12 protein-coding genes and 1 tRNA gene are annotated in these 13,268 nt (G+C 54.4%); 4 read left to right on the top strand and 9 right to left on the bottom strand.

The genetic code is table 11. The features are described 5' to 3' along the window. The 5 genes from VI895_15170 to VI895_15190 all read right to left on the bottom strand — a co-directional run. A partial coding sequence (locus tag VI895_15170) for a rhomboid family intramembrane serine protease (GenBank protein ID HLG21139.1) occupies nt 1–393 on the bottom strand: 393 nt, incomplete at its 3' end. Continuing rightward, nucleotides 390–1,457, bottom strand: coding sequence for an OmpA family protein (locus VI895_15175; GenBank protein HLG21140.1), 1,068 nt, complete (start codon nt 1,455–1,457; stop codon nt 390–392). The genes VI895_15175 and VI895_15170, both read right to left, overlap by 4 nt. Nucleotides 1,458–1,461: 4 nt before the next feature. Further along, a complete protein-coding gene (locus VI895_15180) occupies nt 1,462–3,384 on the bottom strand; it encodes a DUF4388 domain-containing protein (GenBank protein HLG21141.1) in 1,923 nt (640 codons plus the stop codon). 54 nt (nt 3,385–3,438) lie between these two features. Then, on the bottom strand, nt 3,439–4,476 hold the full coding sequence (locus VI895_15185; protein ID HLG21142.1) for a hypothetical protein: 1,038 nt from the start codon (nt 4,474–4,476) through the stop codon (nt 3,439–3,441). Continuing rightward, nucleotides 4,476–5,579: a hypothetical protein gene (locus VI895_15190; protein ID HLG21143.1), complete on the bottom strand. Its 1,104-nt coding sequence runs from the start codon at nt 5,577–5,579 to the stop codon at nt 4,476–4,478. Before VI895_15190 ends, VI895_15185 begins: the two co-directional genes overlap by 1 nt. A gap of 244 nt (nt 5,580–5,823) precedes the next feature. Between VI895_15190 and VI895_15195 the strand changes: the two genes are divergently transcribed. The 3 genes from VI895_15195 to VI895_15205 all read left to right on the top strand — a co-directional run bounded on the left by VI895_15195 (nt 5,824) and on the right by VI895_15205 (nt 9,956). Further along, nucleotides 5,824–7,824, top strand: a complete 2,001-nt coding sequence (locus tag VI895_15195; GenBank protein ID HLG21144.1) for a cytochrome c/FTR1 family iron permease — start codon at nt 5,824–5,826, stop codon at nt 7,822–7,824. A 193-nt stretch (nt 7,825–8,017) separates the two neighbouring features. Then, nucleotides 8,018–8,827, top strand: coding sequence for a PilZ domain-containing protein (locus tag VI895_15200; GenBank protein ID HLG21145.1), 810 nt, complete (start codon nt 8,018–8,020; stop codon nt 8,825–8,827). A 292-nt stretch (nt 8,828–9,119) separates the two neighbouring features. Then, on the top strand, nt 9,120–9,956 hold the full coding sequence (locus VI895_15205; GenBank protein HLG21146.1) for a PilZ domain-containing protein: 837 nt from the start codon (nt 9,120–9,122) through the stop codon (nt 9,954–9,956). 2 nt (nt 9,957–9,958) lie between these two features. Here the strand turns inward: VI895_15205 and VI895_15210 are convergent, their stop codons facing one another. Then, nucleotides 9,959–10,228 (bottom strand): hypothetical protein, encoded by a 270-nt coding sequence (locus tag VI895_15210; GenBank protein ID HLG21147.1) that lies wholly within the window; start codon nt 10,226–10,228, stop codon nt 9,959–9,961. Nucleotides 10,229–10,358: 130 nt separating this feature from the next. Between VI895_15210 and VI895_15215 the strand changes: the two genes are divergently transcribed. After that, nucleotides 10,359–10,449 (top strand) — tRNA-Leu (locus VI895_15215). A gap of 43 nt (nt 10,450–10,492) precedes the next feature. On the opposite strand, the gene VI895_15220 is transcribed toward VI895_15215, so the two are convergent. The 3 genes from VI895_15220 to VI895_15230 form a co-directional block, all read right to left on the bottom strand. Next, nucleotides 10,493–10,855, bottom strand: coding sequence for a hypothetical protein (locus tag VI895_15220; GenBank protein ID HLG21148.1), 363 nt, complete (start codon nt 10,853–10,855; stop codon nt 10,493–10,495). Next, on the bottom strand, nt 10,852–12,747 hold the full coding sequence (locus VI895_15225) for a beta-propeller domain-containing protein (protein HLG21149.1): 1,896 nt from the start codon (nt 12,745–12,747) through the stop codon (nt 10,852–10,854). Before VI895_15225 ends, VI895_15220 begins: the two co-directional genes overlap by 4 nt. A gap of 121 nt (nt 12,748–12,868) precedes the next feature. Further along, the coding region (locus VI895_15230) for a hypothetical protein (GenBank protein ID HLG21150.1) at nt 12,869–13,268 on the bottom strand (400 nt) is incomplete at its 5' end.

Below are 13,268 nucleotides of genomic sequence, written 5' to 3' on the forward strand. Positions count from 1 at the left end.
CGTTGAGGTAGGCGTAAGCGCTGCATGCACTAATGCCGCACCGATGCCGCAAAGGAGATAGAAGACGAGAAAGCGCCCCCGGCCCAGGGCGCACTCGATGTTGTCTCCAAAAATCCAAAGAAACCACATATTCATCAGGAGATGCATCAAACCACCGTGCATAAACATGCTCGTCCCGACGGTCAGCCAAGGCGCAATCATCGGTCGGGGTCCGAGAAGAGGTGCCGATCCGGTGAGCGCCGACGGAACAAGGCCGAGCTGAAAGACGTATCTCTCGAATCCTCGCGGACCGAAATAAGCTTGATACGCAAAGACGGCGATGTTCGCTGTAATGATCAATATCGTGGCGATGGGTACGTACGACGTCGCGTTTTCGTCCCGAAGGGGGATCACGGAGTTTCCGTGGCGGGCAGGACCGTAAGTTCCACGCGCCGGTTCATCATCCGACTTCTTCGATTGATGTTCGGCACAATCGGCTTGGTACTTCCGAAACCGACCGCCTTCATTCGACGATCCTCCACACCTAACTTCTCCAAATAGTCCTTGATGGCTTCCGCTCGGTTCTTGGACAACCGAAGGTCGGAAGCACTGTCTTCCGTTCCGTCGACATGCGCGGCAATCCGGACGTTCGTAGGCGCTTCGGGCGACTTCAAAGCCGCGCCGACGTCTCGAAGAATCGACACAGCCTCCTTGCTGAGCTGCTCCGAGCGCTCGGAGAACGCTTCCGCTTTAATCAAGAGGCCGTTTGGAGCCGTGAGTTCTTTTAGAATCCGTTTCTGATTCTCGGTGAGCGAAGGCACGGGAGTTGGAGTGGGCGCAACCGCAAGAGGTTTCGGTTCCGGCTTCGCCCAACAGTCCGGCTTTCCGAACTCGCTCCGGTCACTATGCTGGGAGAGGAGGGACTTAACCATCATGTCCGAATGTTGTCCGAGCCGAGCGACGAAGTGGTCGCCCGGCGTGACCTCCTTGGCCCCGTAAACCCAACGGATTTCGCCTGTCTTTGCATCCAAGTAATAGGAATCGATATTCATTTGGAGTTCATCCTTGTCCGCTTTCGTTCCGCGCCAAATGGGAATTCGCGACAGGGCGCCAAAAATTACACCGTCCACTTTCAATTTCCTCCCGATCTCCGCGGCCCAATACGGGTCAATCGTCGGAGGAAGCGGCTCCCCCGCCGTACGAAACAATTGATCCACATCCCGAGGACCCACGATACCTCGCGCACCGTTTCGGTAAAGATCGAGTGCGATGAACTCCGAAAGCAATTCATTGGTCGTGGCTGCGTCATAGCGCACTTCAAACGGCAGAACGGCGATGCAGAGATCCTCCTTCGGCATCGATCCGATGTGGAGGTCCTTTTCTGCGCAACTTGCCAGAGCCATAAGAGCAGCGACCGAAGTCCCGGCTAAGGTCTTCTTAAAAACACTCCCGCTTCGCAAGGGGAACAATAGACTCACGACATTACGGCCGAACCGAAAGATTTTGAAGGATTCGTTGAACTTCCGTGATGCGACTTTGGTTTTGAGGCGTCTGGGGAACGACGCGCAAGTAAGCCTCGTATTCGCGTACCGCACGCGCGCTTTGATCTTGTAGGAGATATATGGTGCCGAGCGCGAGATAGGGCCGGGGATTCGAAGAATCGAGTTTCTTGGCGCGCGAAAACTGCCGCTCCGCTTCATCGATTCGATTCATATCGAAAAGAATGTCCGCAATCGCCAGCGTCACGCCGAGATGTTTCGCGTCGATCTGTTCCGCCTTCCTGTATTGTTCCAAGGATACCTGTAGTTGCCCCGCACGCCGGTGCTTCTCGGCCGAAAGAACGACTTCACTAAAACGCCTCAGCGTATCTTCAACCGAAGCTACCTCCGGCGTCGGCGTTTCCGAAGGAGTCGACGTTGCTTGAATCGTAGGTTCGGGAACAGTCGTCACCGCTGCGAGAGAAGGTGTCGCCTCCGGTGTCGCTTGAACAGGCGCGACCGATGGCTCGGGGGCGAGCTTCTTCATCTCTAAACTATGAATCACCGGATCCTGTTCCACGTCGACGTATCGATCGCCGGGGTGGGTCTGACCTTCGCGTGAGAATCTCGTATCCACGAACGTCACGATGAGCCAGGTCGCGGAAAGCGCCACAGCCCCCGCGGCCATGTATGCAGCTCGCCACACATGCGGTCTTTTCAAAGAGGAGGTCTCATGAACTTCCATGTGCGCCGGAGCAGCCTTGTGCTCCTTGGCCGCAAAAAGATCATCCATCGCCTTTGATCTCGCTTGTGGGCTCAGAGAACTTGAGAGAGGCATGCCGGCGCCTCGTTCAAGTGACAGGAACCCGAGAATTCGAAAGCTGTAGAGAAGTTTCAAACTTTCGAGGCGACTGTATGAATTAAGGTTTAGAAGTTCCCCGATCAACCGTCCGGTACCGATCAACGACAAAAAATCGATTTCATTTTTTCCCAGATGCACGCGGCGTTGGCACTCGTCCAACGAAACTGCGAGCGAGACTTTTTGGTCAAAGGGCCGAAATTCTTCGTTTAGGCGCGATTCGCTGAACTTAAACCGAACCCCTTCCAAAATCAGGCGTGCGGTTTCAAAGCGTGCGACCGGTTCATCCTGGCACGATCGTTCGTCGGACAGAATATAGAATTCGCCCTCTTTCCAATCGAAGACCGTGTACACAATGTGCTTCACTTGAGATTGAATCAGCGTTTGCAGGACCTGCGGTTTGAGAATGCCCTCATCGACTAAGATTCGGCCCAGCCGTTTTCCCGAGCTTTGAAGAAGTTTCGCAGCCCGCAAAAAATCGTCTCGTGAAATGATGCCCTGTTGAACGAGAAACTCGCCGAATCGATTTTCATCGCGGTTCGACGAGGCAAACACGACGTATCCCTTCTCCATGTAAATAATGCATTTCTCTTCTCCACGTTCCACGACCACCGCACCGTCCAAACGGAACCTCGCTGCCTGGACGAGGAGGAGGGGAATGGAGACCGGGCCGAGTTTCCCCCGTTTCGCCTTTTCCCCTTGAAGCGCGCATGTTTCATTTACAAATTCAGCCAACTCATTGACGTCCGTCTCGACCGGGAAATATTGATCGAGGATCGATGTCATTGCGGCGCGTTCGGCCGGCTGTTGAGATCCACCGATCACGACGACCGGGGTCGTGATCCCGAATGGATGCCGAGAGATCCCCTCAGCGAACTCCCGCTGCCACTTCCCTTGCTCCATGTCTTCGAGAATGACCCCCGAGAAACGTTCGTTGTCGATGCGGAAAAAAGCGTCCCGCAACCCATTTACGCGGACCGTGTTAAATCCGTGGGTTAGAAGAGCTTTCTCTAGGCCGGGGACATCGAGCTTTCCGGCCGAAGAAATAATCAGAGCCGATTTCTTCATGGGACCGGCCTGCCTGGCCGTAAGTTATTATTATCTCAAATCTTTTTTGGGCTTTCAATCAACCCTAAGTTCGCGCGTGGCCTTGAGTTTTTCGGTCGCTTTCCATCGGTAGGGATTTGCGGCCGGCGCTGAGACCGCGACCTCTTTATAACGTCGAATCGCGGCCTTCGGATTTGTCGTCTCCATCGCATAGGCTTCCAAGTAGAGTCGGCGAACCCGTTCCGAAAAAAGGTCCAAAAGCTTCTTGGCCCGGGCATGGGAAGCATAACCGACGGCTTTTTCGCAGTAGCGCGTGGCGGCGGACCAGCTCCTCTTCTTAAAGGACTGTTGGCATTGAGCGTACTCCACTTCTGCGGCAAATTTTCGGAGAGATGGGGGAAGATCTCCGGAATTCGACGCCCGAATGTCGCTCAAAAGGCTCGACGATTGAGCCCACTCCCCCATGACAAAGAGAGTCCGAGCTTCCTTTTCAAGCGGTTTCCAAGCTGCGGCAGGTTCCCTCCTTTTTGATTTTGAGTTTCTTTTCGGAGGATTCGGTCGCTCGTCATCCTCTTCTTCATCCACCAATTTCACGGCTGTCACTTTCTTAGCGGGGGGAGAGACCGTCGCTTGCATGGTTGGAGTTCGGGTCGGAGCGGAGACCCTGGGATTCGGATCGCGAACGGAAGCCTGGATTCGTCCCTTTGGAAGGATTGCGGCCACAGGTGCGGAAGACAACTGCGGCGCAATCTTGGTGTCGGCGGACGCACGGAACGACGCCGGCCAAATTCCGACGACCGTTCGAAAAATTGCACAAACAAAAACGAACAAAAACATTTGCTGCGGAAGTTTCCGCCGTTGGGCCAGCCGTGCCACCACCGGCTTTTCTCCAGGAGCGGAACGCACGATCACGTCCCCGTCGTAAAAACTGTCGAGTTCGGCGCCTGGCTCCTGAACGGAAAGGTGCAAAGAGTTTCCGGTCGTCTGCTCGTAATGCAATGAACCGAGTTCGGGAAGCTCTACGTTTCCAGTCCCAACCGGCAGCTTCAGGTAATAGAGTTGTTCTCCCGATTTATTTCGAACGTAGACCCAACGTTTTTTCTTTGGAGTCATCATCCACCCGCCCTTTTCGACGCTGATTTTCGAGCCTTCAAAACCTCAGCACGACGGTCATCCGCCAGGTCGATCAATTCCGCAAGCAATCGGTCGTAGATTTGGACTGCGCGATGGCGATCGCCAAGACTCAAGGCCCCTCTCGCTTCCGACATCGTTCGCGAGAACATCAGCTCATCCGCATGGGCAATTTCCCGCTCCAATGAGAGAGCCTCCGGCGGAATGATCCCTTGTGTCGCTCGCCAGCTTCCAATAGCCCGCTCGAGCAATTGTCGGGCACGAACCAATTTCCCCGACTGAGAACTCGATTCCTGAAAGAGTTTATTCGCCGCTTCAAACAACGATTTGCCGTCTTCTTTAAGAGCTTCCTCAACCATCGACTTTTTCACGTAAACATCTCGAATGCCCCAATCGCTTTCCGCACCGCTATCCGGCTGAACCTCGAACCGAATTTCGTTGATTCCCTTTCGAAGTTGCTCTTTGGACAGCGTGAGGCGTTGTTCGATCAGCCAGTGGCTTGGGCAGGCCGGAACAAAGCCGACGGGCTTTCCGTTAAGAATAATGGCGAGCTGGTCAGGGGATTCCACATGACCCGGAGAATAATGAAGCACGACGCCGCTTGGGGTCACTTGTGCAAAATGAAAAGCGATCCTGGAGGCGTTGGGGGTATCGGGCGATTGGCGACCGAATATCCCACGTGCCGGAAGCGGAATCCCGGCCGTGGAAATGGGCTGTGTCAACGCTCCGGCCTTCGTTTTGCGGGTTTGAAGATCTAGAACGCTCGCGGAGATGCAGATTAATAATATCGCCGCACCCGCCAACCAAATCCTCGGCGAAAGTTTCGCACAGATTCGGTACGGTCCGATCTTTACGGAGTTCCTGAGTAATGAAACCGCCAGGCTGGTGCCGTTTTCATACCAGAGGACTTGAGTTCCTTTTCGAACAATCGCGCCCGCCTCCGGTAGCACGCCCCGTTCGAGAAGGACGACGTCGTTTCGAAGACTTCGCCCGACACGTACGTGAACTTTTTGAAGCGGCACCCGCCTGCGGAAAACCTGGAGGCGATCCGCCTCGCGCCGACTGATTTCGAGATCGAACATCACCCATGCTGCTCAGGCAAGGCCAAGGCCAAGAGTATTTAGAACGTAACCATTTAGAATTATGGCATTTCTTTCTTTTCGAACAGATGCAAACGGACCGGATTTGAGATTCGACAATCCAGATCTCGATCTCTTTTCGGGCCCGGGCTACTCCTCACCTTGACGATTCACAACCCCTCCGCTATTTTTGATGTTGATAATCATTCTCAATTGCATTTTGGCGATCGCATTTTTAACGGGACGAGGCATGTGGGTCTTTAGGGAATATGGAAAAAATTCGGTTCTCGCCTTTATTTTAGGCACTTCCATCGCCTTGAACGCCCATTTCGCACGCGCCGACGTTCCGGAGGACGCTCGCAGGGCGATCGCTCTCTGCGATTATATCGGCTCGGACTACGCCAACGCCGTCTCTGCGGACGGAGGAACGATTCGATCGGGATCCGAATATAACGAGATGGTCGATTTTGTCTCGCTGGTTGACGACTACACAACGCAATTGAGTGCGGATGCAGATGCGTCTCTCTTGACCGACGTCCGCCGACTAAAGGAAGCCATTCTAAACAAGGCAAATGTCGCTTTTGTGCGGGAGGCCGCGACACGCGCGAGACAACAATTCGTCACGCAATTCTCCGTTTCTTTATTCCCGCCTGAAATTCCCGACCTGGCGCTGGGAAGAAAACTCTACACCCAATCCTGCGCGATCTGCCACGGCGAAAGCGGTCGGCCATCAAAAGAAATCGCAGCGAGGCTCGAACCCCCGCCGAGAACTCTGGCCGACGGCACCACGCTCGATCCTCTTTCACCATTTCGCGTGTTCAATTCCATCACGTTCGGAATCGAGGGCACGGCGATGCCCTCGTTTTCTTCGCTTACAGAACATGAACGTTGGTCTCTCGCGGCAGTGCCCTTTACCCTCCGTTCGGATCTCCCTTCGCCCACTGCGGCCGAGCCATCCGTGCCTTGGACAGTCGTAATGCAAAAAACCGACGAAGAGCTGTTATCGACGGCTCAGAAGGACGGCATGGACAGAGCCGCAAGTCTTGCGCAGCTGAGCCGAATCCGCCATCTCATTTATTCTCAGCGTTTTCCTTCCAATGTGGCAAACACCTTTCCGAAGAAATCGGAACGCTCGGCTCTCGCCGGGATCGAACGCGCCATACGATACTCCGACCGGAGCCTCGCTTCCTTTCAGAAAAATAAAATGAAAGAGGCCACCGATGAGGCTGTAAGCGCTTACTTAGATGGATTTGAAAGCGCCGAAGCGGTCCTTCGATCGACTCGCCACGCCGACTTGGTTCGGGATGCAGAAAAATCGTTCACCCAATACCGGAAGGCCCTCCGAGGCGATCCAAACATGGTGGCGACGGCGCATTCTGCCTTGATGAAAACTTTGCGAGATTCTGAAACAACGATTCGCGGAATCAGCGGCCTTTCTCCGTGGGCGGCGCTGCTCGGCTCGTTTTTCATCATCGGTCGCGAAGGATTGGAAGCGGTACTTTTGGGCGCGGTGATTCTTTCGGGCCTGGCCGCCACAAACGCCGGCATCTTGCTTCGCTGGTTTCACGCGAGTTGGATCGCCGCGTTGATTTGCGGCGGCCTGACGTGGATCATCGCCCAGGAAGTGGTCACCGGGTCGGTACGCGAGGGCATGGAGGGTTGGATCAGTTTTCTGGCGGCCGCCGTCCTCATTTACGTCAGTTTTTGGCTTTTCAGCAAACGAGATGCGGCGACCTGGAAACGCTACCTCGTAGAGAAGGTGAAAGGACGCTCCGGCGTGGGAATCGCAACCGTCGTATCGATGACCTTTCTTGCCGTGTATCGCGAGGTTTTTGAAACGGTTCTTTTCGTGCAAGCGCTGAAACTTCAAGCTGAGAATCAGCTCCCGTGGATCATCGCGGGTGGAGCGCTCGGAATTCTCGTTCTTCTGGTGACGACATGGGTGATGTTTCGCCTCGGAAAACGAATCCCGCTCAAACATTTTTTTGGGACCAGCAGTCTCCTTCTCTGCCTCTTGGCTATAGTCTTCCTCGGCGAAGGAGTTCACAGCCTCCAAGAAGCAAACCTCCTTTCGGAACGGGAAGTTCGTTTCATTACGATTCCTTCGCTTGGAATTTATCCCTACCTGGAGGGCCTGATCGCCCAAACTTTGCTTCTGTTCGTTTTTGCAGGTGCCTGGGTGTGGGACCAAATGCGCCGGAAGAGCTGGACCCATGGAAGACGCACCATTCAGGTTCAAGAACAGGCCTGAGACTTTTTTTCACAGCGCACGGGAATCCAAGTTTACATCCGGGGACTTTTTCAGCGAAACGATCCACTATCTATTTGAAACGATAGGTATTTTTATAATTTTTATTGGTACTGATCTTGCTCCAAATTCAACGGATGAGGTGTGGGCTTTGCAAATAGAACCCATGGGGGCTGAATCCAATCAAGATGTTTCCATGGTTCGCCGGCTTCTGAACCTGAGGGAACAAGGTTTAGAAAGTCATTGGCGGCGTTCGCATACACGAACCGCGATCAGCCGATTGGCACTGGACGTTCGCATCGGAGACCACGATTTATTTCATCCCGCGCAAGTCATGAATATCGGACTGGGGGGAGCATTTCTCGCCACCCAACACTCCATTGCCAGTGGAAAATATTTTCTACTTACACTACGGGTCGTAACGGAAGGGTCCCCTCTTCACTTCTCGGCGCCCGTGCGTGCGGCACACGTTGAGTCCGAAGGATTCGGCGTTGAATTCATCGGTCTTACGCCGAGGAAACTGGAAGAACTCCAGATCTTTCTTCGCGAGATGCTGCGACAAGAACGAATTCAGTCGGCTAAAGAACTGATCGCGCAGCAGAAACGACCCACGCATCCGTCCGAACAACGCGCACCCGAAAAGAGTTCAAGGCGATGGTCGTTGCCAGCCTCCACGAGCCTATGGATCACCATCGGACTCCTCATTGCCGGCGTCATGACCGTTCGCATGAACGATACGTCGTCGCACGTCGATCGAATGGCGGTCCGGTACCTGCTTCCCGGGGATCCCGCGGTTGAGAGCAACGACGGATTACAGACGATTCGCTTCCGCGCCAGTGAAGTAGCGGCCGTATTGCTCCTGATCGACGCGGACCCATGGATTGAACTCCAAAATGGTCGGAGATACCGCGTCACGTTCGATATGCTTCAACAGATTCCGGCGCTCGCCAACCATCTCAATCACCTTCGAAGGGCGGCACAACCGACCGACGGAGCCGAGCTCTAAAGTTCAGCTATAGCGGTGCGGAACGCCACCGTGCGACACCATTTCGGCAGCCTTTTTGCCACCGTTCACTTTGAGCGGTTTTCAACCGTGCAAGAAGGTCAAGACACGCTCAAAACCCGCCACACGAATGTAACCTATTGAACCGATAGCGGAAATATCTAAGCCCCCGAGCGAGCTCGGAATTTCCGACGCTAAAGTTAAGCAGTCCTGATATGATTCGAACGCTAGAAGGCATTGGCCTTCTTGTTGCAGTCGTACGGGGGAAACCAGGGATCACTTGGGTTACGATTGAATGCCAGGGAGAGAAGCACAGACACGCGGCCGTTCCGTTCTCGTCCTTAATGGCACGCAGCATTTCGAAATCTTCCACGAATTTCTGATTCATACCTTGCGGCTGATGAAGCTGAATGTCACCACGGCGGCGTCCTGGAAAGATGCTCGCCGCAATTTCTTTTCATCCCCGGCCTCGTACAACGCCTTGTTGATCGATCCGCGGGTAGATGATTTTCGCGAGGAGGAATTAGCCACCTACCTTCGGGGGCGAGCGACCGCTCCTTCGCTGATCGGCATTCAACTTCACTCAAAGGACGAAGACTTCACGCTTGGAGACGAGGTGCGGATTCACGGGCTGATTTCCAAAACGCAGTCGCCGGAAGAAATGGCGTTCGTGTTTCATCGAGTTCTATTCACCAGCGGCGCGAATCAAAGAAAGTTTCCCCGGGCCCTGGCCTCCGTGGTCGTCGATCTCGGCGAATCGGGGCAGTGGAACCTTCATCGACGAGCCACCTTTAACATCAGCACAGGAGGGATTTTCCTGCGGTCGCGCAAGAACGGCCTGGGGGAAGGTTCTCTCCGCTTATCGATCGATTTGCCGGACGGTGGAAAGCCGATCTCCTGTATGGGACGAACCGCCTACCACCAGTTTGGCCGCCGGTGCATCAACCGACTTCTCCCCGAAGGCTTGGGCGTTCAGATCACGGAGATCGACGAAGGAAATCACAGACGACTCGCCGTTTTTACGAAAGAACATCTCCTTCCGGTGGATCGAACTCTCGACTCTGAGAAATCGAGTGGGGGAACTCCGGCGACTAGCGGCAAAGGGCGGGCCGTTTCCCTTTCAGGCCACTGAACCTACTTCGTACATCGGAAATAGAACGTCGTTCTCGCGATGTCTTCGAGGATTTCGTCTTCGGTATCCACGACGTCGAAGCCCTTGGGGCATCTTGAAGCCATCTCTCGGTCGCAATAACTCTTATGAAAACAAGACACGGAAAGGGCCGACGATCGAACCGCGGACGATGTCTTCGTCGCATGCTCGGAACTCGCACATGCGGATAGAACCAGGGCGAAGAGAGCAGCCAATCCTGAAAAAGTACCCAGATATCCATTTTTGTTGTTCATGAGGTCCTCTAAATTTCATTCTATTCCAACCCACCCCGCCCGTCCCGTCGAACTTTCGAGATACGGATTATGGAGCCTTTTGAATTGCCGCTAAACGAGGGTATAGAGAAGACCCCTCGCTTTGACGCATGCCGGGGTGGCGAAATTGGCAGACGCACAGGACTTAAAATCCTGAGGTTCCGGAAGGGACCGTGCCGGTTCGAGTCCGGCCCTCGGCACCACGGCACGGCTTGTCTCTTGCCCCAACACTTCGTTGCTCAGGCCTTAAAGCGAGATCGACGGGGTAGCCAAAACTTCCGTGCACATTCGCTCAAGGCATTCAAAGGCCGACGTTTGGACCGTTGGGGCTACTGGAGCTGATAATTCTTCAAAAATGACCGGGCGAGGTCCGAAATTTGCCTCGCAAAACGCAGCGAAATCCTCAGCTCTTTTTTGCTCTTTTGCGTTGTATGCAAAGTCACCGCAAACGGTGTCGATGTTTCGACACTCCTCAGCGGCTGTACAATAGTTGATCCCGGCAAATCTTTCTTCTGTGAGGCGAATGACTTCGGCATTGGTTAAGTCGCCGCACCCGATCAATCCACTCCCCAACACGAATAGGCACACAGCAATGCGAAGTTTCATCATGGAATTGCTAAACGAACGAGGTCCGTGGCCGGGTCGGACGTGGCACGAAGAGCAAGCTCGCCGCCCCCAGCGAGATCGATCACATCGTCGCGGATGAACGAGCGGCTGCTATCCCCGTAATAGTAATAGCCAGTGCCGCCGTTCGAAAAGGCGGATTCGCCCAACAGTTTAAACCCGTCAGCAACAGCCGCATGAAAGATCTGGAATCCGTTGAAATCGGGGACCTGCCAATCCGCTTGGGTAGCGGAGATCGGTAGAATGACCAGATCTTTGTCGGCGGCGTAACGAAGCGCATGGGGATTGTCATACGCTTCCGAGTATGTCCCGCGAGCGCCTAGCTTGATTTTGTGAAGCAGCGCGGGAGCGCTTAGGTCCCGAACGTCAAAGATCGACAACGCAAGACCCGTAACGATCCCCGATTCATCCGCATCACTCCCAACGCCCAAGAGATAGCCGTCCTCCATCGGGTAGAGACCCGTGGAGAAACCCGGTACTTTGAGCTGGCCCTTTATTGCGGGGTTTCGGGGGTCCGAAAGATCCATCGCAAAAAGCGGATCCACCTGTCGAAACGTCACGAGGAAGCCTTTTTTACCCATAAAGCGGCTCGCGTAAATTTGCTCGCCCACCGCGACACCCTCGATTTTGCCCACGGTTGAAAGATCGCTTCCTTCGGATAATTTCATAATCGAAATCTGATTCGCGGGTGCTTCAAATTCACAAATATCCGCGCCATCTTCGCGCATGACACAGCCTCCGCCGCCCTGGCTGCTCGATGCCACCCGCAAATAGCCGTCAAATTCATCCATCGAAAACGAATTCAGCAAGTGCCCGGGAACAATTCCGCTTCCGACGTACCGTGTTTCTTTTTCGTCGTCTCCGAACTCAAATTGATGAATCGGAGTTTGATCCCAACCGTAACTGGCGACGAACATATTTTCCTGCGAGGCGTAAACGACCGAAGCCGTGTCGGCCATGAGACATTCGCCTTTCGGAACTCCGTCCGGCTTGTCCGTGTCCACTGTGAGCACGCAGAGAAGGCTATCGGCCACCGGACCGATCCCGTCCGGAACCATGACGGCCGGTTCATAATAGACACTCGTGCACTCGGTCACGGGGGAGTTCTGGGAAGCGAATTCCGTCTTCGGCAGCCCGACGTCGCTCTCTTCGGTTTGAGGATCGGCGATGGCCGAGGTCGTAACGAGGTGCAAGTGTTTTCCAATGAATCGCGCCCCGGAAAATGTCCCTTCGATCGTTCGAGCGCCAATGCCATTTAATGTTCCGTCTCCCCTCCGCTCAAAATAGTTCAAACGAAGAATCGGAGGCGTGATCGAGCAAGTGCACGACGGAGTGTTGCAAGCGATTGACATGCTTCTTCCTAAGGTCAACGCGCCCTCGGGTCCCACCGACACCGGGTAAGGACCGCCGCAGGAATAGCCGTACTCTTGAGACAATGTGACTACCTGGTTTTCGCGAACAAAGATCCCTAGAGCAGCACCCACGCCCGCATTTTCAATTTTCTGCACGGCGCTAGCCTGCCCGATGGGTGAGCGGCGCAAAACAACCAAACTCAAATCGTTCTTTAACTGATAAATAAAATCCGCGTCGGCCTTGATTACATCCAGTTCGTCCACGCCCGCCGTTTGCAGATTCGCCGTTTCTCCGAGAGGCGCGGCGGCAACTTCGTTTCCTTCTGCGATCGAAGACCCCTCGAGAGCTACCGCGTCGACCGGAGGCGGCGGAGATTGACGGCGAATCTCTAAGGCGCGGCGAAGTTCACCGCACGATTCAAATCGGCGGAGCCGAGCCTGCTCAATTGTAATCTTTCCGTCGTTTGTATCGTCGCATCCGAGCAAAGCGAGCAACGGGAGAAGAATGAGAGGGGATTTTTTCATGGTGGACCTCCGGCACGACTTACCTCCAGGTTACAAAAGAGGCCCCATCCCGCTCCAGACAATTGTTAACGTTTATATATATTTTGTTAACTTTCGTTAACGTGAGAGACGGCAGAATCGGTCAGCCGGCCGGCGCGATGCCGCAGGCCAGCTCGATCGCTTCCAAAGGATCCAGCGTATTGCAGGTCTTCTCGCTGTCGCCGACAAATCTTGAGCTATCGTTCGAGACCGTGTGCACGTGCAACTGACACGCGGGTGACACGAAGGAAGTGGGTTCGACAGCCACATACGAAACGAAACGGGACCCGTCAGCCGCCGTTTGATCGAGAAGATAACGTGCGGGACGGCATTCGGAGAATGCCTTTCGAACGCACTGTCGTCCCGCATCGACATCGTTGAGACTTGAAGCACCGGTGAATGAACCGCATTCGACGCCGTTTAACTCCGACGGGGCCGTATTTTGTGCATATTGATCCATCGGACCCGAAAAGTCAGTCGGGGCCATTTCGGCAACCGTACCC

The organism is Bdellovibrionota bacterium, assembly GCA_035292885.1.
Lineage (GTDB): Bacteria > Bdellovibrionota_G > JALEGL01 > JALEGL01 > DATDPG01 > DATDPG01.